At 72.0% G+C, this 24,712-nt stretch carries 21 protein-coding genes; 10 read left to right on the top strand and 11 right to left on the bottom strand.

From position 1 onward, the window contains the following. Positions 1–83: 83 nt before the first annotated feature. Entirely contained in the window at positions 84–1,511 is a 1,428-nt protein-coding gene (locus ACFYP0_RS07650; RefSeq protein ID WP_124854737.1) for a UDP-glucose dehydrogenase family protein, read from the bottom strand. A 250-nt stretch (positions 1,512–1,761) separates the two neighbouring features. Here ACFYP0_RS07650 and ACFYP0_RS07645 point away from each other — a divergent pair, with 250 nt between their 5' ends. After that, on the top strand, positions 1,762–2,931 hold the full coding sequence (locus ACFYP0_RS07645) for an acyl-CoA dehydrogenase family protein (RefSeq protein WP_355494422.1): 1,170 nt from the start codon (positions 1,762–1,764) through the stop codon (positions 2,929–2,931). 63 nt (positions 2,932–2,994) lie between these two features. On the opposite strand, the gene ACFYP0_RS07640 is transcribed toward ACFYP0_RS07645, so the two are convergent. The 5 genes from ACFYP0_RS07640 to ACFYP0_RS07620 are packed head-to-tail and all read right to left on the bottom strand — an operon-like array spanning position 2,995 to position 7,177. Then, on the bottom strand, positions 2,995–3,609 hold the full coding sequence (locus ACFYP0_RS07640; protein ID WP_355494421.1) for a hypothetical protein: 615 nt from the start codon (positions 3,607–3,609) through the stop codon (positions 2,995–2,997). Next, positions 3,606–4,991: a hypothetical protein gene (locus ACFYP0_RS07635; RefSeq protein WP_355494420.1), complete on the bottom strand. Its 1,386-nt coding sequence runs from the start codon at positions 4,989–4,991 to the stop codon at positions 3,606–3,608. The genes ACFYP0_RS07640 and ACFYP0_RS07635 overlap by 4 nt, the downstream gene beginning before the upstream one ends. Further along, positions 4,988–5,788, bottom strand: a complete 801-nt coding sequence (locus ACFYP0_RS07630) for an ABC transporter ATP-binding protein (protein ID WP_355494443.1) — start codon at positions 5,786–5,788, stop codon at positions 4,988–4,990. The genes ACFYP0_RS07635 and ACFYP0_RS07630 overlap by 4 nt, the downstream gene beginning before the upstream one ends. Positions 5,789–5,822: 34 nt before the next feature. Further along, positions 5,823–6,626, bottom strand: coding sequence for a zf-HC2 domain-containing protein (locus ACFYP0_RS07625; RefSeq protein ID WP_355494419.1), 804 nt, complete (start codon positions 6,624–6,626; stop codon positions 5,823–5,825). Continuing rightward, a complete protein-coding gene (locus tag ACFYP0_RS07620) occupies positions 6,623–7,177 on the bottom strand; it encodes an RNA polymerase sigma factor (protein WP_355494418.1) in 555 nt (184 codons plus the stop codon). The genes ACFYP0_RS07625 and ACFYP0_RS07620 overlap by 4 nt, the downstream gene beginning before the upstream one ends. A gap of 309 nt (positions 7,178–7,486) precedes the next feature. On the opposite strand from ACFYP0_RS07620, the gene ACFYP0_RS07615 reads away from it, so the two are divergent. Further along, entirely contained in the window at positions 7,487–8,779 is a 1,293-nt protein-coding gene (locus ACFYP0_RS07615) for a multidrug effflux MFS transporter (protein WP_355494417.1), read from the top strand. Between the two features lie 49 nt (positions 8,780–8,828). Here the strand turns inward: ACFYP0_RS07615 and ACFYP0_RS07610 are convergent, their stop codons facing one another. Beyond that, positions 8,829–9,500, bottom strand: a complete 672-nt coding sequence (locus ACFYP0_RS07610; protein WP_124854745.1) for a hypothetical protein — start codon at positions 9,498–9,500, stop codon at positions 8,829–8,831. Positions 9,501–9,523: 23 nt separating this feature from the next. On the opposite strand from ACFYP0_RS07610, the gene ACFYP0_RS07605 reads away from it, so the two are divergent. Together ACFYP0_RS07605 and ACFYP0_RS07600 are read left to right on the top strand one after the other, a co-directional pair. Next, the gene (locus ACFYP0_RS07605) at positions 9,524–10,042 is read left to right on the top strand and encodes an acyl-CoA thioesterase (RefSeq protein WP_091394150.1); all 519 of its coding nucleotides are present in this window, start codon (positions 9,524–9,526) and stop codon (positions 10,040–10,042) included. 143 nt (positions 10,043–10,185) lie between these two features. After that, positions 10,186–12,195, top strand: coding sequence for an acetoacetate--CoA ligase (locus tag ACFYP0_RS07600; protein ID WP_356978012.1), 2,010 nt, complete (start codon positions 10,186–10,188; stop codon positions 12,193–12,195). 311 nt (positions 12,196–12,506) lie between these two features. On the opposite strand, the gene ACFYP0_RS07595 is transcribed toward ACFYP0_RS07600, so the two are convergent. Then, positions 12,507–13,196, bottom strand: coding sequence for a TIGR03089 family protein (locus ACFYP0_RS07595; RefSeq protein ID WP_355494415.1), 690 nt, complete (start codon positions 13,194–13,196; stop codon positions 12,507–12,509). Positions 13,197–13,349: 153 nt separating this feature from the next. Here ACFYP0_RS07595 and ACFYP0_RS07590 point away from each other — a divergent pair, with 153 nt between their 5' ends. Together ACFYP0_RS07590 and ACFYP0_RS07585 are read left to right on the top strand one after the other, a co-directional pair. Then, positions 13,350–14,495 (top strand): glycosyltransferase family 4 protein, encoded by a 1,146-nt coding sequence (locus tag ACFYP0_RS07590; protein WP_124854751.1) that lies wholly within the window; start codon positions 13,350–13,352, stop codon positions 14,493–14,495. Between the two features lie 63 nt (positions 14,496–14,558). Next, the gene (locus tag ACFYP0_RS07585) at positions 14,559–15,650 is read left to right on the top strand and encodes a mannose-1-phosphate guanylyltransferase (protein ID WP_124854753.1); all 1,092 of its coding nucleotides are present in this window, start codon (positions 14,559–14,561) and stop codon (positions 15,648–15,650) included. On the opposite strand, the gene ACFYP0_RS07580 is transcribed toward ACFYP0_RS07585, so the two are convergent. After that, entirely contained in the window at positions 15,619–16,236 is a 618-nt protein-coding gene (locus ACFYP0_RS07580; protein ID WP_208740952.1) for an NUDIX hydrolase, read from the bottom strand. The genes ACFYP0_RS07585 and ACFYP0_RS07580 overlap by 32 nt on opposite strands. A 39-nt stretch (positions 16,237–16,275) precedes the next feature. Here ACFYP0_RS07580 and ACFYP0_RS07575 point away from each other — a divergent pair, with 39 nt between their 5' ends. Together ACFYP0_RS07575 and ACFYP0_RS07570 are read left to right on the top strand one after the other, a co-directional pair. After that, positions 16,276–17,322: a hypothetical protein gene (locus tag ACFYP0_RS07575; RefSeq protein WP_355494414.1), complete on the top strand. Its 1,047-nt coding sequence runs from the start codon at positions 16,276–16,278 to the stop codon at positions 17,320–17,322. A 278-nt stretch (positions 17,323–17,600) separates the two neighbouring features. Next, positions 17,601–18,593, top strand: coding sequence for an ArsR/SmtB family transcription factor (locus ACFYP0_RS07570; RefSeq protein WP_355494413.1), 993 nt, complete (start codon positions 17,601–17,603; stop codon positions 18,591–18,593). A gap of 49 nt (positions 18,594–18,642) precedes the next feature. On the opposite strand, the gene ACFYP0_RS07565 is transcribed toward ACFYP0_RS07570, so the two are convergent. Both ACFYP0_RS07565 and cofD read right to left on the bottom strand, forming a co-directional pair. Beyond that, complete coding sequence (locus ACFYP0_RS07565; RefSeq protein WP_355494412.1) at positions 18,643–19,728, bottom strand: coenzyme F420-0:L-glutamate ligase; 1,086 nt, start codon at positions 19,726–19,728, stop codon at positions 18,643–18,645. After that, positions 19,725–20,672, bottom strand: a complete 948-nt coding sequence (gene cofD, locus ACFYP0_RS07560; RefSeq protein WP_112582431.1) for a 2-phospho-L-lactate transferase — start codon at positions 20,670–20,672, stop codon at positions 19,725–19,727. Before cofD ends, ACFYP0_RS07565 begins: the two co-directional genes overlap by 4 nt. A gap of 98 nt (positions 20,673–20,770) precedes the next feature. On the opposite strand from cofD, the gene ACFYP0_RS07555 reads away from it, so the two are divergent. Beyond that, positions 20,771–21,739 carry a hypothetical protein gene (locus ACFYP0_RS07555; protein ID WP_386995024.1) on the top strand — a complete coding sequence of 323 codons (969 nt, stop codon included), beginning with the start codon at positions 20,771–20,773 and terminating at the stop codon, positions 21,737–21,739. Between the two features lie 388 nt (positions 21,740–22,127). Then, the gene (locus tag ACFYP0_RS07550; protein ID WP_355494410.1) at positions 22,128–24,671 is read left to right on the top strand and encodes a bifunctional FO biosynthesis protein CofGH; all 2,544 of its coding nucleotides are present in this window, start codon (positions 22,128–22,130) and stop codon (positions 24,669–24,671) included. The last annotated feature ends 41 nt before the right edge of the window (positions 24,672–24,712 follow it).

Raw genomic sequence — 24,712 nt, 5'->3', positions numbered from 1 at the left:
TCTTGTCGGCGGGTCCGGGGCAAACAACGACACCGGCCGACCACCGAGATGCTCGATGGCCGGCCGGTGGTGCGTCGGTGGGATCAGGGGCGACCCATGCCCCGGTACTCCCAGCCCGCCTGGGCCCACAGTGCCGGGTCGAGGCAGTTGCGGCCGTCGACGACCTTGCGACCCTTGACCAAGTCGCCGAGGGCGACGGGATCAGCGTTGCGGAAGTCGGCCCACTCGGTGAGGACGCAGACCAGGTCGGCGTCGTTGACCGCCTCGTTGATGCTGTTCTCGTAGGTCAAATCGGGAACCGCACGGCGGGCGTTCTCGGTGCCCTGCGGGTCGTACACGTGCACGTCGGCGCCGGCCTTGTGCAGCAGTGCGGCGACGGCGAGCGCCGGGGCGTCGCGGACGTCGTCGGTGTTGGGCTTGAAGGTGGCACCGAGCACGGCGATCCGGGTGCCGGAGAAGTCCGGGCCGGCCGGGCCGGAGCGGCGGCCGAGCAGGTCCGCGGCGAGCTGGAGGACCCGGGTACGACGGCGGAGGTTGATCAGGTCGACCTCGTGAAGGAAGCGCAGCGCCTCGCCTGCGCCCAACTCCTGGGCACGGGCCTGGAAGGCCCGGATGTCCTTGGGCAGGCAGGCGCCTCCGAAACCGAGACCGGCCTGGAGGAACCGGTTGCCGATCCGCGGGTCGTAGCCGATCGCGCGGGCCAGTTGGGTGACGTCGCCACCGGAGGCCTCGCAGACCTCGGCCATCGCGTTGATGAAGGAGATCTTGGTGGCCAGGAAGGCGTTCGCGGCGACCTTGACCAGCTCGGCGGTGGAGAAGTCGGTGACCACCAGGGGCACCTCGCGGTCCTCCGTGGCGGCCAGGTCGAACACGCCCTTGTGCGCGGCGTAGAGCATGCCGTTGGCCCACTCGCTCTTGACGCCGACCACGATCCGGTTGGGCCGCAGGACGTCGTCGACGGCGAAGCCCTCCTGGAGGAACTCGGGGCTCCACGCCACCTCGACGTCCAGGTCGTTCGGGGTGTGCTTGCCGACGAGCTGCTCGACCCACTCGGCGGTGCCGACCGGCACGGTGGACTTGCCGACGATCAACGCCTTGCGGGTCAGGTGCTGCGCGAGACGGGTGACCGACGCCTCGACGTACGACAGGTCGGCGCCCATGCCGTCGGCCCGCTGCGGGGTGCCGACGCAGATGAAGTGCACGTCACCGAACTCGGCCGTTTCGGCGATGTCGGTGCTGAACCGGAGGCGGCCGGCGGCGAGGTTGCGCCGGAGCAGCTCGTCCAGGCCGGGCTCGTGGATCGGCACCTGACCGGCGTTCAGCATCGCGATCTTGTCGGCGTCGACGTCGAACCCGAGAACCTCGTAGCCCAGTTCGGCGTAGCAGATGGCGTACGTCGCACCGAGGTAACCAGTCCCTAGGAACGTCACCCGCGGCCGGGGTGCGCCCGAGGGCGGGGTCACCGCGGCGATGGCGGGGGTCGGCTGGATGGTGGGGTAGGGGATCGTCACGCCTGTCTTCTCCGCTCGCGCTGGCGCCGCGTCGTCGCGTCGCATTCTGCTGCGGCGCCTGGGCGGGGGCACCGGAGGTGGCTCACTGTCTCAATCTCCATCATCGCTGAGCGCGTTAGGTGCACCGTCCTGCCCATGCCTACGCGCCGGTAACATCACCTGAACTGCAGTCGCTAGTCTTCAGTCTGCGCGGTCGGCGGTCAGGAGTCGTCACAGACTGCGCATGATAGTGGTGAAGGGGAGGGCCGAGATGGCCGCAGGGGAGTCGTTCGACGTCTACCGGTTGCCCGAGGAGCACCAGGCGATCCGGGAAGCCGTGCGGGAGGTCTGCGCCGCGAAGGTGGCTCCGCACGCCGCGGAGGCCGACGAGACGGGGGAGTTCCCCAAGGCGTCCTACGACGCGCTGCGCGCGGCCGACTTCCACGCACCGCACATTCCCGAGGAGTACGGCGGCGCGAGCGCGGACGCGCTGGCCACCGCCATCGTGATCGAGGAGGTGGCCCGTGCCTGCGCGTCCTCCTCGCTGATCCCGGCGGTGAACAAACTCGGCACCATGCCGCTGCTGTTGTCCGGTTCCGCCGACCTCAAGAGTCGTTACCTGACGCCGGTCGCGGCCGGTGACGCGATGTTCTCGTACTGCCTCTCCGAACCGGAGGCGGGCAGTGACGCGGCCTCGATGACCACCAGGGCCGTACGTGACGGGGATCACTGGGTGCTCAACGGTGTGAAGCGCTGGATCACCAACGCCGGGGTGTCCGAGTTCTACACCGTCTTCGCCGTCACCGACCCGTCCGCCCGGTCCCGGGGCATCTCAGCCTTCGTGGTCGAGAAGTCCGATGTCGGGGTGAGTTTCGGCGCGCCGGAGAAGAAGCTCGGCATCAAGGGCTCGCCCACCCGCGAGGTCTACCTCGACAACGTGCGGATCCCGGCCGACCGGATGATCGGTGCGGAGGGCACCGGCTTCGCGACCGCGATGAAGACCCTGGACCACACCCGGGTCACCATCGCCGCGCAGGCCGTCGGGATCGCGCAGGGCGCGCTCGACTACGCGAAGGGGTACGTGGCCGAGCGTCGCCAGTTCGGCAAGGCGGTCGCCGAGTTCCAGGGGATCCAGTTCATGCTGGCCGACATGGGCATGAAGCTCGAGGCGGCCCGGCAGCTCACGTACGCGGCTGCTGGCAAGTCGGAGCGTGGCGACGCGGATCTCACCTACTTCGGCGCGGCGGCGAAGTGCTTCGCCTCCGACGCCGCCATGGAGATCACCACCGACGCGGTGCAGTTGCTCGGTGGCTACGGCTACACGCGGGACTACCCGGTCGAGCGAATGATGCGGGATGCCAAGATCACCCAGATCTACGAGGGCACCAACCAGGTGCAGCGCATCGTCATGGCCCGACAGTTGCTGGCCGACGTCGTCTAGGGGCGCGGTGCCGCCGGTGGTCCGGTGCGCCGACAACGGCGTTCCGGACCACCGGCGGTGTCGTCACCGGTCGGGGGCCGTCTCGGTGGCGGGTCGCAGCGGGCCGCCACGCAGCGCGTACGCGAGCAGACCGGTCACCGCCAGTACGGTGGCGCAGGCGGTGGCGGCGGTGGTGCCGGCGGGCTGGGTCAGCCAGCTGGCGACCTGTACCCGCACGTCGGTGCTGGGCCCCAGGAACGGCAGAACCGCGATGAGGGTCCAGGTGAGCGGGGCGATCCAGGACAGCGCGGCACCGACCACTGCGGCGCCGAGCGCGGTCAGCCCGAGCAGGCCGGCGGTGTTGCGCAGCACGAGGGCGAACGGCTCGTAGCGCGCGTCGGTGAGCGTGCTGAGCGACAGCAGGGCGGTGATCGCGGCAGTGGCGAGGAGCAGGTGTCCGGCACGTCGCAGCGGCCAGTTGACCGACGCGGTGTGGTCCAGGGCGTCGTCCGCGCCGCTGAGTGTGGTGCCGAACGCGACCACCGCCAGCATGATGGTGAGACTCGCCGTCCGAACGTTGATGGTGGTCGACTCCGTGTAGACCAGCGACAACACCCAGGCCAGCGTGATCAACGCCGCCGCGCTGCTGACCGCGAGGGGAACCCGGCGCGACCGCAGGTGGAGCCGGAACCATCTCACGGCTTTTCCGCCAGGATCGCCAGGAGGCCGTCGCTGCGACAGTCCAGCACCGCCTCGCGTGCCGCCGCCATCCGATCCCGTTGCTCGGCCTGCGGCAGGCTCACCAGCGCCTGGTAGGCGCCCTGCGCCCGCTCGACATCAGCGGGTTTCCACCAGCTCTGCGGGATCGGTGGCTGACCGCTCAGCCAGGCTGTGGCGATGGTCCGAGCCAGGAATTCCTCGTCGCCCCCCGACTGGTCGCCGCAGTCCTGCAGCCAGGCGGCCTCGAGCAGGGATGGCAGGAAGTGGCCGTCGGACAGGTCGGCGCGGCCGGCGGGGTCGATCGCGGGAGCGTCGAAGACGATCGTGTCGTCGGCGTGCCGGGTCGGTGCCGCGCTCACGCCCAGCCGTCCCCAGTAGGCGATCTGTCGGGACTGCACCGCCCGGACGGGTGCGTTGGGCAGCTTCGCCGCCATCATTCCGAGTGCCTGGCGGGCGGGGCCGACGACGTCGGGCAGCAACGTGGCGTGCGCCCGTGCCATGCAGACCTGCGGGCCGTCGTCGTCGCAGACCAGCTCGATGGCGACCGGGTCGACGACCGCCGCTCCGCGGGTTCCGCCGACGGGCAGGAGCGGTACGGCGACCGCGCCGCCGAGCACCGCCGGAAGCACGGCGAACGCGATGGCGCGGCGGCGGACCGCGCCGAGCAGCAGCAGCCCGGTCGCGGCGAGGGACACCAGCCACAGCGTCTGGAGCAGACTGACCCGGGTCGCGATCGTCTGGAAGTCGTCCAGGCCGTTGAAGGTCGGTACGAGCAGCAGCGCCGACGGCTCCCGCCCGACTCTGGTGAGACTCGCGTCGATGTGGGCCATCGTGACGAAATCCGGGACCAACCCCACCAGGAAGAAGCCGACCACGGCGAGGATGGGTGCGGTGACCACCCGGGGCACGGCGCGGCCGGCGGCCATGCCGAGCCAACCGGCGGCGACCAGCGCCGGGACGCCCACCGCGGCGACGACGATGGCGCTGGCCGGGAAGTATCCCGCCGTCGGCACCACCCATCCGGCCGCGATGAGGAACACCAGGACGTACGCGGTCGCGACCGCGACGGCCAGCGCGCTGGCGGTCGGGACGACGCGCTGCCAGCGCGGCCGGAGGGTGCTGGCGAACAACTCGTTGACCCGGTAACGCGCGTCGCGCTGACCCAGCCACGCTCCGCCGGCCAGCGCGAAGGGCAGCGACACCATGAGCATCGACCGCGAGAAGATCGCCAGTTGCATCCACCGCCCGACGAAGGACTGGGTGGCCGTGAGCAGCAGCACCGCGCCGATCACCAACGACAGCAGGCCGATGCTCAGCGCAGCCGAACGGCGCAGCTCGATGCGGAGGATTCGCCCGGTCATGCCGACACCCGGCCACGGTGGGCGCGCAGCAGCGACGAGTAACCGCGTTCGGTGGCGCTGTCACCGGCGTCGTCGGTGCCGCCCTGCTGGGCCAGTTCGCCGGCGCTGCCCTGCCACACCAGCCGACCCTCACTGATCAACACCACGTCGGTGCAGGCCACCGCGACGTCCTCGACCAGGTGGGTGGAGACGAGTACGCAGCTGTCCAGACCGATGTCGCGCAACAGCTCGCGGAAGTCGAGGCGCTGCTCGGGGTCCAGGCCGACCGTCGGCTCGTCGAGCAGCAGCACCGCCGGATCGTTGACGATCGCCTGGGCGATGCCGGCGCGGCGCAGCATCCCGCCGGACAGCGTCTTCATCCGGGAGTCGGCGCGGTCCGCCAGGCCCACCCGCTCGACGGCCCGCTGCACCGCGCCAGGGATGACGGCCTTCGGCATCTCCTTGAGCCAGGCGATGTACTCGACGAACTCCCGGACGGTGAAGCGCGGGTAGAAGCCGAAGTGCTGCGGCAGGTAGCCCAGGCCGCGGCGTACCTGGCGGAGGTCGGCCCTCCCGGTCACCTCGCCACCGAGCAGGGTCAGTCGCCCCCCGGCCGGCTTCAACACCGTCGCCAGGGCCCGCATCAACGTCGTCTTCCCGGCGCCGTTCGGGCCGAGCAGCCCGTGCACACCGGTGCCCAACCTCAGGTCGAGCTCGTTGACCGCGAGGTGTCGGCCGGCCCGGACCTGTAACTTCTCGGCGTGCACCGCCCACGGGTAGGTGGACGGAGCGGTCTCCGCCACGCTGACCGTACGCATCATGATCTCTCCATTCGGGCCCGACTCGACGTCGTCATCGGTGCAGCAGGTTCTGGTGCGGTTCGTCTGGCCGTCGCCGGGCCTGACCAAGGACGACGGCCGTCAACGCCACTGTGGCGAGCGCCCACCCCGGCAGGCTGCTGCCGGTGAGGATCGCCGGGAGTTGGCCGTCGGCGAGGCTCGGTACGACCACACCGGCGGACCAGGCGACGGTCAACGCGAGTGCGGCGCGCTCGACCCCCACCACCGGGCCCAGCGCCAACGCGCCGGCGGTGAACCCCAGGACGGGCAGCAACCAGAGCCCGGGGGAGTGCCCGGTGAACCAGCCCGCCACGGCCAGCACCGGTAGGACCGCCGACAGCACCCCCAACGTGCGGCGCATCAGCAGCGGCAGGCCGGTACGGGGCATGGTGGCCGTCAGTTCCCAGGCCGGGTCCAAGCGTCGGCTCCAGACCGCCGCCACCGGCAGCAGCGGCGCCACCGGCGCGATCAGCAGCACCAGCGACGGCAGGCTGTCGAACGTCCACTCGAACAGGGCCGCGGCCAGCATCAGCCCGGTGGCGGTGACCAGCCAGGGCAGCACCCGTGCGGCGACCCCGGTGCGCAGCTGCCGGCGACGGCGTACCGGACGCGGGCCGGTGGCGATCCCGGTGGCGATTCCGTCCGCCACCCGGTCCAACAGCTCCTGCGTGCCCGGGTCGACGGCGTCCGTCAGCACCGCCCGGCAGGCGGCGCAGGTCTCCAGGTGCGCCTCGACCGCCCAGACGGTCGCGTCGTCGACGCCGGCGCCAGCGGAGGCGTACTGGGAGATGAGGGTGGGAGTCGGGTGAGTGGTCATGACAGCGCCTCCCGGAGTGCGATTCGGGCCCGTCTCGCGCGGGTTTTCACGGTCCCCTCCGGCATGCCGAGCAGCAGAGCGGTCTCGCGCGCGGTCAACCCGTCGAGGACCATCGAACGCAGCACCTGACGAAGTTCCGCCGGTAGTTCGTGCAGGGCACGCTCCAGGTTGGCGTCCATCCCGCCGGCCAGCGCCTCCTCCTCGGCGGCCGGGGCCACCGTTTCGAAGGTCTGCACCGCCGGGATCCGCTCGCGCCGGGCCCGGTGGCGGAACGCGTCGATCAACCGGTGCGCGGCGATCGTCCACAGCCAGCCCACCGCGCTGCCGGAGGCCCCTGACGACTGCGCCTGACTGCCGGCGGACCGCCAGACGGCCAGGTACGTCTCCTGCAACACCTCGGCCACCACGTCCTCGTCGGCGCAGCGCCGGCGCAGTCGCGCGGTCAACCACGGGGCGGTACGCCGGTACAGCGCGTCGAACGCGCGCCGGTCGCCCCGAGCGACGCGGCGAAGGAGTTCACCCTCGTCGAGCCCGTCCAGACTTCGTTTCACACCAGGCAAGACGACGCGTACCCCGGTCCCGGTTCTGATCCTATTGTGACCCCGGTCACAGTGGGCGCGGCCGGGTGGGGCGGGGTGACTCCCCACACACCGGGAACGTCACCCGCCGCCGAGGTGTTGCCGACCGACAGAATCACCCTTGGATCATCGCCGACCCGGCCGTCCCCGCCGCGACCCCTGCCTCGTCACATACACGCAGCCCACCGCCGAGCACCGCACACCGTGCCGCCTCCGCGCGGTCCCGGTGACGCCCCGCGCCGCCGCTCGTGACGACGCATCAGCTTCCGCAGAGAGATCGAGATGATGAAGCAGTTGGTGGAGAAGACCGAACGCGATTCCACCGTCGCGCGAGAGGTGCTGCCCGGCGACGCGATGACCAACCGTCAGCGGGCGCAGCTCGTCCTCGTGCTGGGCGCGTTGATCGCGATCGGGCCGTTGACCATCGACATGTACCTGCCCGCGCTACCAGCCATCACGGCGGGACTGCAGACCACCGAGACCGCTGTGCAGTTGACACTGACCGGCACGCTGGTCGGCCTCGCGTTGGGCCAGTTGCTGATCGGGCCGCTCTCCGACGTGGTCGGACGGCGGGTGCCGCTGCTGGCTGGGCTGGCCACGCACATCGTGGCCTCCGTCCTGTGCGTCTTCGCACCCAACATCGCGGTGCTCGGCGGCCTGCGCGTACTCCAGGGTCTCGGCGTCGCCGCCGCCACGGTGGTCGCGACGGCCGTGGTCCGCGACCTGTTCAGCGGCGCCTCCTTCGCCCGGATCTTCTCCCGGCTGATGCTCGTCATGGGCCTGGCGCCCATCCTCGCGCCGACCTTGGGCAGCGGCCTGCTGAGCTGGACCGACTGGCGGGGCGTCTTCGCGGCCCTGGCGGTGCTGGGCGCGCTGCTGATCGTCGTGGCCGCTCTCCGGCTCCCGGAGACCCTTCCGGTGACGCGTCGGCGGCACGGCGGGGTGCGCGCCACCCTGCGCGACTACCGGGGGTTGGTCAACGACCGGGCGTTCGTCGGCCTGGTGCTGGTCGCCGGGCTGGCGATGGCGGCACTGTTCGCGTACGTCTCGGGTTCGTCGTTCGTGCTCCAGCAGGAGTACGGCCTCGACGAGCAGCAGTTCGGCATCGCCTTCGGTGCCGGCGCGGTGGGCCTGATCGGGGCCACCCAGTTCAACGTGCGGCTGCTGCGCCGCTACACCCCGCAGCAGATCCTGGTCGCCGCCCTGATCGCCGGCACGGCCGCAGGACTGCTGCTGGTCATGTTCGCGGTGACCGGCTTCGGTGGCCTGGCCACCCTGCTCGCGTCACTGTGGCTGGTCCTGGCCGCCGCCGGCCTCGCCCTTCCGAACGCGCCGGCGCTGGCCATGAGCCGGCACAGCGAGGCCGCTGGCACCGCCGCGGCGCTGCTCGGCGCGGTGCAGTTCGGCATCGGCGCGGTGTCGGCGCCACTGGCCGGTCTGTTCGGCACCGGGAGCGTACCGATGGCGATCGTCATCGCGGGCGGCATGGCCGCCGCGCTGATCGTCATGCTCCTCGTGGTGCCCCGCGCCAGCCTCGGCACCGTCGACCCGGATCTGGCGGTCGCGCTGCACTAGCTCGAAAGAGACGAAAGGGGCGGGCCGGTCCCCCGGCCCGCCCCGACGATCAGCGGATCTCGGTGGTGTCCTCGGGGCGCGGCTGGCCACGCGGTGGGGCGGACCAGGGTGATTCGCCGCCCACCCGTCGGGGCAGCGGATCGGTCGCTGTCGGGTCGGCCGGGTAACCCAGAGTGAGGGGCGCGGTGTCGCGCTCCGCAGGCGCGGGGGCCGGCCAGTCGGTCAACGTGAAGTCGTCCTTACGGGGGCCTCCGTCCGGTGCGGGGGTGGGTGCAGTGGCCGGTTCGGTCGCCGGGCTCGGCCACTGCCGCCAACGCTGTTGGCTGAAGGTCGCCATCAGCAGCAGCAGGCCGAGCAGGAAGAGCGTGCCGTTCTCCACGGGCAGTCGCAGCGGCAGAGGATCGCCGAACACCTTCCACTCGTGCGGGATCGCGTCCCGCACCGAGAAGGGCGCCACGAACATCCCGATGTACGGGGTGACCAGCAGCGCACCGGCCACCATCGGGCCCAGCGGTGAGAAGCGCAGCGTGCCGAGCAGGCCCAGCAGAACACCGCCGACACCGAGGTACACGGCCGGCTCGATCAGGTTGGCGGTGTTGAACGTGCCGATCTCCACCCAACGGTCAACCGTCCGGCTCGACCCGTCCTGCCCCAGTGTGACCAGCACCCAGGTGATGGGCGCCACCACCAGCCCGGCGAGGAAGCTCCAGAGATGTCGCATCCGCGCACCGTACCGTTTTCGACATGACTGAGCACCTCTCCGCCGCTCCAACCGGCAAGCCGACGTCGTACTCGCGCGTCACTCTCAGCAAGATCATGACCGCGGTGGACGTCAACCTCTACGGCACCGTGCACGGCGGGGTTCTGATGAAGTTCGTCGACGACGTGGCCGGGGCGGCTGCCGCCCGACACAGCGGCGGGACCGCGGTGACCGCGGCGATCGACGAGATCGTCTTCTCCGAGGCGGTCCGGGTCGGCGATCTGGTGCACGCGCACGCCCAGGTGAACTGGACCGGCCAGACCTCCATGGAGGTGGGCGTGCGGGTGGTCGCCGAACGGTGGGACTCGGCCGAGGATGCGCCGGTCCGGGTGGCCACCGCGTACCTGGTGTTCGTCGGCGTGGACGTGGGTGGGGCGCCGCGGGCGGTCCGCCCGGTGCTGCCGGAGACGGCGGAGGACGAGCGCCGGTACAAGGAGGCGGAGATCCGCCGTGCGCACCGGCTGGCCCGCCGCCGCGCCATCCAGGCCCACCGCGCCGGCTGACCCACATGAGGTGGCAGGTTGGAGTGTGGGACGGGCACGCGTCGGTTGGCCTACCCGGTGCGCAGAATGGCGCTTCGAGGTAGGGCAAGATGGCGCCACGGCCCAGTCACAGTGTCGTGTCGGGCCAGGGGGAGGGTGGAGCAGTGGGTGACATGCTGTGGACGCCGCCGGCGGACGTACGTGAGCGGTCCCGGATCGGTGCCTACCTGCGCTGGCTGCGGGAGCACCGCGGGTTGGACTTCGCCGACTACGACGCGCTGTGGCGCTGGTCCACCACCGATCTGGACGGGTTCTGGCGCTCGATCTGGGACCACTTCGAGGTGATCGCGCACACCCCGCCGACCGCCACCCTGGCCGAGCGGGGGATGCCCGGCGCCCGTTGGTTCCCCGACGCCACGCTCAACTACGCGGAGAACGTGCTGCGGATGCCGGGGCGGGCCGACGACGACCCGGTGGTGATCTCTCACGGGCAGACCCGCCCGCCGGTCACGTTGACCGCCGGTGAGCTGCGCGAGCAGGTCCGCCGGGTGTCGGCCGGGCTGCGCCGGCTCGGCGTCACCGCCGGTGACCGGGTGGCGGCGTACGCCCCGAACATCACCGAGACGTACGTCCTGCTGCTGGCCACCGCAAGCCTGGGCGCGATCTTCTCGTCCTGCGCGCCGGAGTTCGGCACCCGTAGCGTCACCGACCGCTGGCAGCAGATCGAACCGACCGTCCTGGTCGCCGTGGACGGCTACCGGTACGGCGACAAGCCGGTGGACCGGCGTGCCGAGGTCGCCGCGATCCGAGCCGCCCTGCCGTCGTTGCGGCACACCGTCAGCATCGGCTACCTCGACCCGACGGGCCCCGCGCCCGAGGGCGCGCTGGGCTGGGCCGAGCTGGCCGCACCCACCGACGAGCCGTTGACGTTCACGCCAGTGCCGTTCGACCACCCGCTCTACGTGCTGTACTCCTCGGGCACCACCGGGCTGCCGAAGCCGATCGTGCACGGCCACGGCGGCATCCTGCTGGAGCATCTCAAGATGCTCGCCCTGCACCACGATCTGGGCCCGGCCGACCGGTTCTTCTGGTTCACCACCACCGGCTGGATGATGTGGAACTTCCTGGTCTCCGGCCCGGCGGTGGGGGCGGCCATCGTGCTCTTCGACGGCAACCCGGGGGTCCGGGCGGAGCCCGGCCGGCCGGCCGAGCCTGACCTCGGCGGGCTGTGGCGGCTGGCGGCGGAGACCGGCACCACGTACTTCGGCACCTCCGCGCCGTACCTGCTGGCCTGCCGTAAGGCCGGGTTGGTCCCCCGGGAGGTCGCCGACCTGTCGGCGCTGCGCGGCGTGGGTTCCACCGGTGCGCCGCTGCCCGCCGAGGGCTTCCGCTGGGTGTACGAGACCGTCGGCGACCACGTCCAGCTCCAGTCGCTCTCCGGTGGCACCGACGTGTGCACCGGTTTCGTCGGCGGGGTGCCGCTGCTGCCGGTGTACGCCGGTGAGATCGCCTGCCGGGCGTTGGGCGCCAAGGTGGAGGCCCGTTCCGCAGACGGCACGCCGGTCATCGGCGAGCTCGGCGAGCTGGTGATCACCGAACCGATGCCGAGCATGCCGGTGGGCTTCTGGAACGACCCGGACGGCACCCGCTACTCGGAGGCGTACTTCGACGTCTACCCGGGCGTCTGGCGGCACGGCGACTGGATCACCATCAACGAGCGGGGTGGTTGCGTGATCACCGGCCGCTCCGACGCCACCCTCAACCGCGGTGGGGTGCGCCTCGGCACCGCCGAGTTCTACTCGGTCGTGGAAGGGCTCGACGAGGTGCTCGACTCGGTCGTCGTGCACCTGGAGGACGACGAGGGCGGTGCCGGTGAGCTGCTGCTCTTCGTGGTGCTGGCCGAGGGTCTGGAGCTGGACGACCCGATGCGCGCGAAGATCTGCCGTGAACTGCGCACGGCGCTCTCACCCCGACACGTGCCCGACGAGATCCACCAGGTGCGTTCGGTGCCCCGCACCCTCTCGGCGAAGAAGCTGGAGGTGCCGGTCAAGAAGATCCTCACCGGCACCCCGATCGACCAGGCCGCGGCGAAGGGCGCCCTGGTCAACCCCGAGTCCCTGACCGCCTTCGCCGCCCTGGCCCAAAGCCGAGCCACCGACAGCACCCCCGCCTGAGATCTCCCGCGCTGGGCTCAGGCGGTCCCGTCCCCGCCCTGTTCCGCGTCCGCGTCCGCGTCCGCGTCCGTCGGGCGACCGCGGACCTGACCCAGGATGGATTCGGCCTTTGCTCTGCTGCCGCCGATGCGCCAGTCGGAGTCCCGCACTGGCCTGTGGCCGCCGGTGCGGCCGGCGCATCGGGGGCAGCAGAGCAAAGGAAGGGTCGGTGCGTGGCGGCTGGCGCATCGGGGGCAGCAGAGCAAAGGCAGCATCAGCACCTACTCAACCCACTCGCGGGCCTCACATGTCGGACGTCCCGCAGGGCACGGCTACCGGACGGGGTGCGTGACTCTCTCGGTGGTCAGCCTGTCGGCCAGCCGGGCGGGGTCCTGATTGGCGCAGAGGACCACGGTGGCGGCCCGGGTCAGCGGGGCCAGGAGCCAGTCGACCGGGTCGGGGTGCCGGGCGGCGTCGATGAGGACCCGAGCACCGGGAAGGATGCCCAACTCGGTGGCGCGGGCCTCGGCGCGACCCAGCAGGTGCGCGTCCGTGGGGCCCGGACCCGATTGCGGCGTGAAGTGGTCACCGTGTCCGCGTACCTCGACGACGTAGTCGGCGAACCCGGGCGGCAGCTGCCGAAGCGGGGCGGCGAGCGGGGCCAGCCCGAGGGCGTACCGCTCGTCGGCGGACCAGGACTGCGCCTCGTCGAACTGGTCGGCGGCGGCGAAGAGCACCCCCACGTCGCCCGGCGTGTCGACGACGCTCAGCTTGGCCGACCAGCAGGCCAGCAGCACCGCCGCGGTCTGCCAGTGTGGCGGCAGCAGCACGCCGGCCGGGGTGCCCGGCGCGAGGCCGACCTCGTCGACGAGGAGGTTGGCGGTCTTCGCCACCCAGTTCGCCAAGGTGACGCCGGAGAGTTCGGTGCGGTCGCCGGTGGCGTCGTCGTACCAGGTGAGCAGCGGTCGGGTCGGGTCGGTCGCGATCGCGTCGGCGAACACCCGGGCAATGTTGTCGGCCATCGGCGCGAACGATACGCCCCTGCGGGCCGTACTCGATGACGATGACAAGTCGGCGTACCGTCGGGTCGCAGTCAGCGTCGGCCCCGCGCCCCGGCGTAGGCTTTACCCCCGGAGTGTTGTTCCCCACAGCCCGCCAGTACAAGGAGTCGCCCCGTGACCGCCGGTCGCCCGCCCCGCGTGCTCATCGACGCCACGAGTGTCCCCGCCGACCGTGGTGGTGTCGGTCGATACGTCGACGGTCTGCTCGGTGCCCTCGGCAAGGTGTGCGGGTCGGGGGTGGAGCTGGCGGTGGTCAGTCTCCGCACCGATCTGGAGCGTTACACCCGCATGCTGCCCGGCGCGGAGATCATCCCGGCCCCGGCCGCCGTGGCGCACCGCCCGGCCCGGCTCGCCTGGGAGCAGACCGGCCTGCCGCTGCTCGCTCAGCAGGTGGGCGCAGAGGTGCTGCACTCGCCCTTCTACACCTGCCCGCTGCGCGCCGGGTGTCCGGTCACGGTCACCGTGCACGACGCGACGTTCTTCACCGAGCCGGAGCATTACGACAAGTCGCGCCGCACGTTCTTCCGCAGCGCCATCAAGACCTCGTTGCGCCGCGCCGCCCGGGTGATCGTGCCCAGCAAGGCCACCCGGGACGAGCTGATCCGTCTGCTCGACGCCGACCCGACGCGGATCGACGTGGCCTACCACGGCGTCGACCAGGCTGCCTTCCACGCTCCCACCGAGGAGGAGAAGGCCCGGGTACGTGCGCGTCTGGGGCTGGGCAACAGCAGCTACGTCGCCTTCCTCGGTGCCAAGGAGCCTCGCAAGAACGTGCCCAACCTGATCCGTGGGTGGGCGCGGGCGGTGGCTGACCGGGTCGACCCGCCGGCCCTGGTGATCGCCGGTGGGCAGGGGCACGACGAAGACATCGACCGGGCGGTGGCCGAGGTGCCGTCGCACCTGCGTCTGCTGCGCCCCGGCTACCTGCGCTACGGCGACCTGCCAGGTTTCCTCGGCGGCGCCCTGGTCGCCGCGTACCCGTCCTACGGCGAGGGGTTCGGTCTGCCGATCCTGGAGGCGATGGCCTGCGCCGCCCCGGTGCTGACCACGCCCCGGCTCTCGCTGCCCGAGGTGGGCGGCGACGCGGTCGCGTACACCTCGGAGGACCCGGAGCAGATCGGCACCGACCTGGCCGCCCTGCTCGACGACGAGCAGCGGCGGTTGTCGCTGGCAAAGGCGGGGTTCGACCGGGCCAAGGAGTTCACCTGGGAGTCCAGCGCCGAGGTGCACATCGCGGCGTGGAGTCGCGCCCGTTCCTGATCCTCCGCGCCGCTGCGGGTGACCCGTGCCACTTTGGGCAGGTACGTCGGGCATGATGTGCGGATGCTCTATGCGGTCATTCCGGCAGGTGGCAGTGGCACGAGGTTGTGGCCGTTGTCCCGCGCCGGCCATCCCAAGTTCCTGCACCCGCTGACCGGCACCAGCGCCTCGCTGCTCCAGGCGACCGTGGAACGGCTCGCGCCGCTGACCACACCGGATCGGACCCTTGTGGTCACCGGTGCCGCGCACGTCGCGGCGGTGGCACGGCAGCTGACCGTGCTACCGGAGGAGAACATCCTGGTCGAGCCCTCCCCCCGGGATTCCTGCGCGGCGATCGCGTTGGCCGCCGCGGTGATCGCGGCGCGTGACCCGAACGCGGTGATGGGCAGCTTCGCGGCCGACCACCTGATCCGCGACACGGACAGCTGGGTCTGCACGGTCCAGGAAGCGGTCCGCGGGGCCGAGCAGGGCCTGCTGATGACCGTCGGGATCACTCCGACCCGTGCGGAGACCGGCTACGGCTACCTGGAGACCGGCGACCCGACCGAGGGTGTGCCGTGGCGGCCGGTGGCCGAGTTCAAGGAGAAGCCGGCCGCCGAGGTCGCCGAGGCGTACGTCCGTTCGGGCCGGCACCTGTGGAACGCGAGCATGTTCGTGTGGCGGGTGGATGTCTTCCTCGCCGAGCTGGCCCGCCAGCAGCCGGCGCTGCACGCCGGCGTCGCCGCGATCGCCGCCGCCTGGGGCACCCCGGAGCAGGACGACGTCCTGGGCGCGATCTGGCCGACCCTGCCGAAGATCTCCGTCGACTACGCGGTGATGGAGGGTGCGGCCACGGCGGGTCGGGTCGCGACGGTACCGGGCGACTTCGGCTGGAACGACGTCGGTGACTTCCACACCCTGGGCGACGTGCTGCCGACCGACGACGCCGGCAACGTGGTGCTCGGCACGGAGGCCAAGCCGGGCGTGCTGCTGCGGGACAGCAGCAACCTCGTGGTCGTGCCACAGTCGGGTCGGTTGGTGGCCGTCCTCGGCCTGCGCGACCTGATCGTGGTGGACACCCCGGACGCGGTGCTGGTCTGCCCGCGCGACCGGGCGCAGGACGTCAAGACCCTGGTCGACGAGCTCAAGGAGCGAGGCGAAGAGGGCTACGTCTGAGGGCGGCGAGGGCCGGTGCGACCAGTTGGACGGTCCCGCCGGCCAGCGGCTCGGGCAGCTGGTCCGGTGGGAACCAGCCCAGCTCCTCGGCCTCGTCGCTGACCTGCTCCACCGCCGAGGGCGGGGCGATCACCGCGAACCGGACGTCGTGGTGCGCCGAGCCGCCCTGACACTGCACCTGGTGCACGTCCACGTCGATCGGCACCGGGTCGATGCGCAGGCCGGCGATCCCGGACTCCTCGGTGGCCTCCCGCAGCGCGGCGGCGACCAGGGTCTGATCGGTCGGCTCGCAGTGCCCGCCGAGCTGCACCCAACGCCCGAACTTGACGTGCAGGCAGAGCAGCACCCGGGAGCCGGTGGAGTCCAGCACCAACGCGCTGGCGGTGACGTGCCCCGGGCGGTGCTGTCGGCTCATCGCGACCGGGCCGGCGGCGAGCAGCGCAAGGGTCCGGTCCCGCGCGCTGGCCGCGTCCGGGCTGGTGGGCTGCCAGCCCTCCAGCAACGCGGTGGCGTCGGCGTGCAGCGCCCTGTACGTCTCGGGGTCGGTCGTCTGGGCGGTCGGGCCGGTAATCACGGTGTCGGGCACCCCGCCACTGTACGAGCGTGTGCTCCGTACGCTGGCTCGGTGACCCTGCGACTCGTCGAATTCGTGGTGGCCGGTAACGAGGCCAGCGATCTGCTGCCGGTGCGGTCGGCGGCGCTGCTGCGCGCGTACGGTGCCCGGCGGGGCTTCTGGACCGTGCTGGACGAGGGGCCGGTGGAGCGCTGCCTCGCGCTGCTGCTGGAGCGCGACGACGGGGAGTGGACGGCCCTGCACGTGTTGGCGGACGCCGGTGTGGAGAACGGGCGGACCGAGGACGGTGAGGCGCTCGCCCACCACGACGGCTGGGTGTACGTCTTCGGCTCCCACTTCGGCTCGAAGGCTGGCCCGCTGCGACCTCGACGCGCCTTCGTGGCCCGGTTCCGCGAGGACGACGCGGCGGTCGGACCGGTGCCGGTGCACGTGGTGCGCAACTCGTTTCGACTGCACCGGGCGGTGAACGATGCTCTCGCCGCAGCGCCGCTGACCCTCCTGCCGGCGGGGGAGCGGGTGCGGGAGCGGTTCATCGTGGAGACGCTGGCGCGGGGGACCGTCCGGGAGAAGAGCTGGGTGAGCCGGTTGGCCCCGGACGACCTGCCGTTGAACGTGGAGGCGGCGGCGTTCACCCCGGCCGGGACGGTGCTGCTCGGGCTGCGTTTCCCGGTCACCGATGCCGGTGAGCCGATCCTGGTCGAGGTGGCCGGTGTGCCGGGCATGTTCACCGCCGAGCGGGCGTGGCCGCGGGCGCTGGGCGCGTACGTGTTGACCGCTGTCACTCCGCCGGGGCAGCTGACCGGCTTCCGCGCGATCACCCCGACGGTGGACGGCGGGTACGCGGCCGTGATCGGGTCGATCGACGCGTTGGGCAAGGGGTCGGTCCTGCTCGACGACCATCCGGGTGGGGGTGCGGTCACCTCCCGGCACGTCCGCTTCCGGCTCACCGGTGGCGAGGCGGGCGACGGGCGGCGGATCGTCGGGGAGCAGGTGGCGGACCTGGCCCCGTTCCACCACGTCGAGGGGGTGGCGGAGCTGGACGGACGGTCGTTCTACGTCACGGACGAGGACCATCGGGTCGCGCTCTGGGTCGGCTGAGCCGGCGCGGGGGCGGGATGACCGGACGGCACCTCCGCGGAGCAAGGGCCGCAGACCCTCGTGGTGCCGTCCGATCACCGGGGCCTCCCCGGTCCCGGTGCCCCGGCAGCACGGGCGTCAAGGACGCGCGGGGCCGTGTTCGGGCATGGGAAGCATGCCCAACCGGCCCCGGAAGCGTCGAGGTTTTTCATTCCAGGCTTAAAGATGGAGATTACTGCCGGCCAGGTAGAGTCGAACGGTCAACCGGCATCCCCCTGCCGGCGACACGGGAGTGCTCCATGCTGAAGATCCACTTTTCTGGGGAGGACATCCTCCGGACCCGGGTGGCACCGGCGGCGGACCCGGTCTGGGAGATGGTCCTCAGCCTGCACGTGCTGCGCGGTCGCACCCGCGACCCGCTGACGGCCAACTGGCGGCGCAGTGTGGCCCGGGATCTGCGCCAGGACTCCGGCTCCGAGCAGCTCCGGCTGCTCTTCGCGTTGAACCCGCCGCGTGGCTACTTCCCCGACTTCCTCACCCCGTACGCCAGTGTCGAGGGCTTCGAGGCCGGGCTGGACGCGCTCCGCAGTACCCCCGTCGAGTTGCTGCAACGGGACCTGAGCGTCCTGGCCGCCGAGAATCAGCTGCCCTCCTCGGCGGCCGCGCTCGCTCGGGGTGAGGTGTCGGCGCTGCACCACCTGGCCGAGTCGATGGAGCAGTACCGGTTGCTGGCGATCAGCCCGTACTGGAGCCGGATCCAGGCCGCGGTCGCGGCGGACCGCGCGCGACGGGCGCGGGCGCTGCTCGACGGCGGCGTCGAGGGCCTGCTCACCAGCCTCCGGCCGGCAATGCGCTGGGAGAGCGGGGTGCTGGAGGTCCGCAGCTACCCGCACAGCCGGGAGCTGCACCTGGACGGCCGTGGGCTGCTGCTGGTGCCGTCGTTCTTCTGCGCGGCCACCCCGGTCGCACTGCTCGACCCGGCGCTGCCACCGGTGCTGGTCTACCCGGTGGACCGGCTGGGCGCGCTGGTCTCCGCCGACGCCAGCGCCGCGTCCGGTGCTGCCCGCGAATCACTCTCCGCGCTGCTGGGCCGCACCAGGGCGGCGGTGTTGCAGGCCAGCGACGAGGGCTGCACCACCGGGGAAGTCGCCCGCCAGCTCAACATCTCACCGGCGGCGGCGAGCCAGCACGCCACGGTGCTGCGCAACGCTGGCCTGCTGGTCAGCCACCGCGAACGCAACAGCGTGCTGCACACGTTGACCCCGCTGGGCCGGGCCATGCTGGACACGTGACCCGGCCGTTCGCACAGGCCGAGGACGGCGCTACACGCTGAGGACGGCGCTACAGGGCGAGCGCGGCGCTCGCCGGGCTGCCGGGCGGTGGCGGCAACAGGGTCGACCCGACGCCCTGGGCGGCCAGGGCGACGCGCAGCCGGTGCAGGTCGGCGCCGAAGCGGACCAGACCGAGCGGCTCGACGGGCGTCGGGGCCGAGCCGAGCAGCAGGTCGGCGCCGTCCGGCCACCCGGGCATCTCGGCGACCAGACCGGCGCGTACCTCGGCCTCGTCGACCAGGGTGAAGACCGTGCCGGGGGCGACCACCCCGGCGACCGCGTCGATCGCCCGTCGTACCGCGGTCAGGTCGGCCGGTGTCGGGCCGGGACCGTCGGTCAGGGTGGCGGCGTCGGAGAGCCCGGCGGCGCGGGCCTCGGCGGTACCGAGCGAGAACAGGTCCTGCGCCGCGTCACGGATCAGCGCCCGCGCGCCACCGGCGTCGTCCGGGGTGGTGGCCGGCAGGTAGCCCCGCACCACCGCGACGGGGACCTGGTCGCACTTGCCCTTGATCAGCTCGCCGGCACCCGCCAGCTCGTCCACCACGGCCATCTGGGTCAACTGCAACTCGTTGCCGTACGGGTCGACCTCGCCCCGGTGGTCGCGGATGGCCGGCATCCCGGCCACCCCGAGCGCCACGTCGGTGAGCCCGTTGCGCCAGGGCCGGCCCATCGTGTCGCTGATGATCACGGCCAGGTCCAGGTCGTAGCGCTCCCGCAGCGCGTCCCGCAGAGCCCGCGCCGAGGCGTCCGGGTCGACCGGCAGCAGCACCAGCCGGGTCTTGTCCACGTTCGACGCGTCGATCCCGGCCGAGGCCATGACGAAGCCGTGGTGGGTCTGCACGATCCGGGTCGCTCCCCGGCTGGCGACCACCCGGGCGGTCTCACCGGCCAGGACCTCGTCCCGGGCGGCCAGCCGTTCCGGCCCGTCCGCCGGCACGTCGACGAGCCGCCCCTCCGCCTTGGAAACGATCTTGCTGGTAACCACCAGCACGTCGCCGTTGCGCAGCCACGGCGCGGCGGTCGCGATCACCGCGGCCAGGTCGTCACCCTCGGTCACGTGACCGATGCCGAGCACCGGCAGAATCTCCAGCCTCACGTCAACTCCACCGCGGCGCGGACCATAGCCGCCGTCGCCGCCTCGTCGGTCATCCGCAGCGGCACCGCGCGGACCGTCACCTCGGGCACCACCGTGCCCGCGTCCTCCTCGGCCACCAGCCAACCGTCGAGCAGGCCACCGCTCGCCCGGCCGCCGTAGAGCCGACCCACCCCCGCCGCGCTGCACTCCACACCGAGCACGGCCAGGCAACGGTCGGCCATCCCCCGCACCGGCGCGCCGCCGATGATCGGGGAGACACCCACCACTGGCGCCGGGCCGTCCGCCACCGCCGCACGCAGCCCCGGTACGGCCAGCACCGGCGCGACGCTCACCACCGGATTGCTCGGCGCGATCAGCACCAGGTCGGCCGAGGCGATCGCGTCCAGCACCCCGGGGGCCGGCTTCGCCGTCTCCGCGCCGACGAACACGAAACGGTGCGTGAGGATGTCGGCCCGGTACCGCACCCACCACTCCTGGAAGTGGATCGCGCGCTGACCCTGGTCGTCCTCCACCACGGCATGGGTCTCCAGGCGGTCGTCCGTCGCCGGCAACAGGCGTACGCCCGGCTCCCAGCGACTGGCCAGCGCCTCGGTGACCGCGCTCAACGGGTAACCGCCGTTGAGCATGGTGCTGCGGACCAGGTGGGTGGCGATGTCCTTGTCGCCGAGGCCGAACCAGGTCGGCTCCGCCCCGTACGCGGCCAACTCCTGTTTGACCGTCCAACTCTCGCCGACCCGACCCCAGCCCCGTTCCGGGTCGGCGCCCCCGCCGAGCGTGTACATGACGCTGTCCAGATCGGGGCAGATCTTCAACCCGTGCAACCACAGGTCGTCGCCGACGTTGACCACGGCGGTCACCTCCGCGCCGACGTCACGGGCGTACGCCCGGACCCCGAGCAGGAACCGAGCGCCGCCGATGCCGCCGGCCAGAACCACGATGCGCATGTCGACCATCCTCGCGCACGTGACGCCTCCGATCGGTGGGTGGCCCGGGAGACTAGGCTCACGTGCGCCCTGTCCGTTCATGCCCTGAGGGGGAGCTCGTGACCAGCCCCGCTGAGCCCGCGTCCGCTGACGCTTCGCAGGCCCGCCAGCTGACCAAGCCGCTACGGGAGCTCGCCGCGCTCGCGCTGCTTGGTGCCAACGCCGTGTTCCTCTTCGTGGGCCTGCTCCGGCTCATCGCGCCGAACGACTACAGCTCCTTCACCGACCGGGCGGGCAGCGCCTTCTACGCGTTCGTCGGGCTGGAGGCGGTGGGTCTCCCACTGCTGGCGGTGCTGCTGGCCACGCACATCTCGCCGGTGCTGGCGAAGGCGAAGCTGATCACGCAGGCAGCTGTCGTCGAGTACGCGGTCAGCGCCCTGTTCGGCACGCTGACCATGCTGATCTGGACAGTGGGCCGGCTGGCCGAGGCCGAGGTGCTCGATGCGCTGCTCGGTGTGCTCACCCGGTTCGCCTGGATGGTGATCTTCGCGATCGCCGCCTGGGTGGTCTACACCATCTGGCGCGCCCACTACTACGTGCCGCGCCCCAAGCCCCAGCCGGGCGTCTACGGCCAGCCGCAAGCGGGCTGGCCGCAGCAGCAGGGCGGTTGGCCGGCCCCGGGTCAGCCCGGCGGCCAGCCCGGCGGCCAGCCGCAGGGTGGCTGGCCCGCCCCCGGTCAGCCCGGCGGATACCCGCAGGCCGGTCAGCCGGGTGGTTACCCGCAGGCCGGCCAGTACGGCCAGCAGTCGCCGCCGTTCCAGGCCCAGCAGTCGGCCCCGCCGTTCCCGCAGTCGGCCCCGCCGTTCCAGGCACCGCAGTCCGCGCCGCCGGCGAACCCCGCTCCCCAGTCGGCGCCGCCGTCCCCGGCCGCGCCGCCGCCGTTCGGGCAGCCGCCGTCGGCCGACCCCACTCAGGCGATTCCGCGCCAGTCCGCCGACCCGACCGAGGTCATCTCCCACCCCGTCGACCCGGACACCGACCGCACCCAACACATCAGGCCCAACGACCACCCCGACCAGCCCCGCTGACCCGAAGACCGCGCCGATCTTGGACTTTCGGTAGTCGAAACGAGTGAGATGTCCCCTAAGTCGGGACACAAACTGCAAGATCGCGGACCTCCGGCACCACAACTCCTTGATCGACGCGGCGAGGCGTGGGGCGAGGCATGAGGGCGGGGCATGAGGGCGGGGCGGGACGCGGTAATCGCCGGGGTGCGGTGCAGGTAAGCGGGGATGGGCGGGAGCCGTCGCCGACCACGACTTCCACGATCGACGGGGTCGCGTGGTTGACAGAGGGCCGCCAGCGGGTTCAGCTTCTGCCTGTCGCGGCAGGCGTTGCCGTGATCGTTCAGTGCCGTTTCCCACGGTGCGGGCTGGGAATGGTCGGGTGGCGTCGGGCTGCGCATAGGGTGAGTGGATGGTTGATCGCACCCACTCCGGCCCGAGCGATGCGAGCGTGCGGCGGGCCCTGGGCCGGGCCGCGAACGGGCGGGCGCTGGATGTCGACGAGGCGACCGCGCTGCTGTCCGCTCGTGGCGACGCGCTCGACGAACTGCTCCGGCTCGCCGGTGGAATCCGCGACGCCGGGCTGCGGGACGCCGGGCGGCCGGGCGCGGTCACGTACTCCAAGAAGGTTTTCATTCCGCTGACCCGACTCTGCCGGGACCGCTGCCACTACTGCACCTTCGCGACAGTGCCGCACCGGTTGCCGGCGCCGTTCCTGGACCGCGACGAGGTCCTCGCGATCGCCCGGGCCGGTGCCGCGCAGGGTTGCAAGGAGGCGCTGTTCACCCTGGGTGACCGGCCGGAGGAACGCTGGCCGGCGGCACGGACCTGGTTGGACGAACGCGGTTACGACTCGACCCTGGACTACCTGCGCGCCTGTGCGGTGGCGGTGCTGGAGGAGACCGGTCTGCTGCCGCACCTCAACCCCGGGGTGCTGTCCTGGTCGGAGCTGCAACGGCTCAAGCCGGTCGCGCCGAGCATGGGCATGATGCTGGAGACGACCGCGACGCGGCTCTGGTCCGAGCCGGGTGGCCCGCACTTCGGCTCACCGGACAAGGAGCCGGCGGTCCGGTTGCGGGTGCTCGAAGACGCGGGGCGGGTCGGGGTGCCGTTCACCACCGGCATCCTGATCGGAATCGGGGAGACCCCGGCGGAGCGGGTGGACGCGCTCTTCGCGATCCGCCGCGCCCACCGGGAGTACGGGCACCTCCAGGAGGTGATCGTGCAGAACTTCCGCGCCAAGCCGGACACGGCGATGCGCGGCATGCCGGACGCGGAGCTGCACGACCTGGCCGCCACGGTGGCGGTGGCCCGGCTGCTGCTCGGCCCGAAGGCCCGGATCCAGGCCCCGCCGAACCTCATCGCCGGCGAGTACGACCTGCTGTTGCGCGCCGGCATCGACGACTGGGGTGGCGTCTCACCGCTCACCCCCGACCACGTCAACCCGGAGCGCCCCTGGCCGCAGATCGACGAGTTGGCCCGGCACACCGAGCTGGCCGGGTTCACGCTGCGGGAGCGGTTGACGATCTACCCGGAGTACGTGCGCGCGGGTGATCCGTGGCTCGATCCGCGGCTGCTGCCGCACGTCGGTGCCCTGGCCGATCCGTCGACGGGCATGGCGGTCGAGTCGGCGATGCCGCAGGGACGACCGTGGCAGGAGCCGGAGGAGGTGTTCGGCGGGCGGGTCGACCTGCACGCCACCATCGACACCACCGGCCGCACCGATGACCGGCGCGGCGACTTCGACAGCGTCTACGGCGACTGGTCCGAGGTCGCTGGCAAGGTCACCCCGGAGGCGACGGCCCGCCGGGAGGGCGTACCCGTGGCACCGGCCGGGAGTGGTGCGGACCGTGACCTGGCGGCCGGCCTGCGGCTTGCCGCCGACGACCCGGCGGCGCTGCTCGACCCCGGGCACACCGATGCCGCGCTGGCGCTGTTCGGCGCGGACGGGCCGGCGCTCGACGAGCTGTGCCGCCTCGCCGACGACGTGCGCCGCGCGACGGTCGGCGACGACGTCACCTACGTGGTCAACCGCAACATCAACTTCAGCAACGTCTGCTATGTGGGCTGCCGGTTCTGTGCGTTCGCGCAGCGTGAGCGGGACGCCGACGCGTACCGGCTCTCCGTCGAACAGGTCGCGGACCGGGCCGAGCAGGCGTGGACCCTCGGCGCCAGCGAGGTGTGCCTCCAGGGCGGCATCGACCCGAAGATGCCGGTCACCGGGTACGCCGACATCGTGCGCGCGATCAAGGCCCGGGTGCCCGAGATGCACGTGCACGCGTTCTCGCCCATGGAGATCGTCACCGCCGCCGCGAAGGCCGGGGTGCCGGTCCGTGAGTGGCTGCTCCAGCTGCGCGAGGCCGGGTTGGACACCATCCCGGGCACCGCCGCCGAGATCCTCGACGACGACGTGCGTTGGGTGCTGACCAAGGGCAAACTCCCGGCCGCCGCCTGGGTCGAGGTGGTCAGCACCGCCCACGAGCTGGGCATCCGGTCCAGCTCCACGATGATGTACGGCCACGTCGACCACCCCGGGCAGTGGCTGGCGCACTTCCGGGTGCTGGCCGGGGTGCAGGACCGCACCGGCGGGTTCACCGAGTTCGTGGCGCTGCCGTTCGTGCACACGAATGCTCCGATCTATCTGGCGGGTATCGCCCGACCCGGCCCGACCTGGCGGGAGAACCGGGTGGTGCACGCCATGTCCCGGCTGCTGCTGCACGGCCGGATCGACAACATCCAGTGCTCCTGGGTGAAGCTCGGTGACGAGGGCACTCTCGCGATGCTCCAGGGCGGCTGCAACGACCTCGGCGGCACGCTGATGGAGGAGACCATCTCCCGGATGGCCGGCTCCGACAACGGTTCGGCGCGTACCGAGGAGCAGTTGCGGGCCATCGCGAAGGCCGCCGGTCGCCCGGCGCGCAAGCGGTCGACTGCGTACGGTCACGCCCGGCCCTGACGTCGAACCTTTCCCCGCCACCGGCCGTACCACGCGATGCC

It is taken from the genome of Micromonospora arida (assembly GCF_042873195.1).
GTDB classification, from domain to species: Bacteria; Actinomycetota; Actinomycetes; order Mycobacteriales; family Micromonosporaceae; genus Micromonospora; species Micromonospora arida.
This window is presented reverse-complemented; position numbering and strand designations above follow the sequence as displayed.

Coding starts and splice junctions, on each gene's coding strand:
- ACFYP0_RS07645 (WP_355494422.1), top strand. CDS start 1,762: ATGGCCGCAGGGGAGTCGTTCGACGTCTACCGGTTGCCCGAGGAGCAC.
- ACFYP0_RS07635 (WP_355494420.1), bottom strand. CDS start 4,991: ATGACCGGGCGAATCCTCCGCATCGAGCTGCGCCGTTCGGCTGCGCTG.
- ACFYP0_RS07630 (WP_355494443.1), bottom strand. CDS start 5,788: ATGCGTACGGTCAGCGTGGCGGAGACCGCTCCGTCCACCTACCCGTGG.
- ACFYP0_RS07625 (WP_355494419.1), bottom strand. CDS start 6,626: ATGACCACTCACCCGACTCCCACCCTCATCTCCCAGTACGCCTCCGCT.
- ACFYP0_RS07615 (WP_355494417.1), top strand. CDS start 7,487: ATGATGAAGCAGTTGGTGGAGAAGACCGAACGCGATTCCACCGTCGCG.
- ACFYP0_RS07610 (WP_124854745.1), bottom strand. CDS start 9,500: ATGCGACATCTCTGGAGCTTCCTCGCCGGGCTGGTGGTGGCGCCCATC.
- ACFYP0_RS07605 (WP_091394150.1), top strand. CDS start 9,524: ATGACTGAGCACCTCTCCGCCGCTCCAACCGGCAAGCCGACGTCGTAC.
- ACFYP0_RS07595 (WP_355494415.1), bottom strand. CDS start 13,196: ATGGCCGACAACATTGCCCGGGTGTTCGCCGACGCGATCGCGACCGAC.
- ACFYP0_RS07585 (WP_124854753.1), top strand. CDS start 14,559: ATGCTCTATGCGGTCATTCCGGCAGGTGGCAGTGGCACGAGGTTGTGG.
- ACFYP0_RS07570 (WP_355494413.1), top strand. CDS start 17,601: ATGCTGAAGATCCACTTTTCTGGGGAGGACATCCTCCGGACCCGGGTG.
- cofD (WP_112582431.1), bottom strand. CDS start 20,672: ATGCGCATCGTGGTTCTGGCCGGCGGCATCGGCGGCGCTCGGTTCCTG.
- ACFYP0_RS07550 (WP_355494410.1), top strand. CDS start 22,128: ATGGTTGATCGCACCCACTCCGGCCCGAGCGATGCGAGCGTGCGGCGG.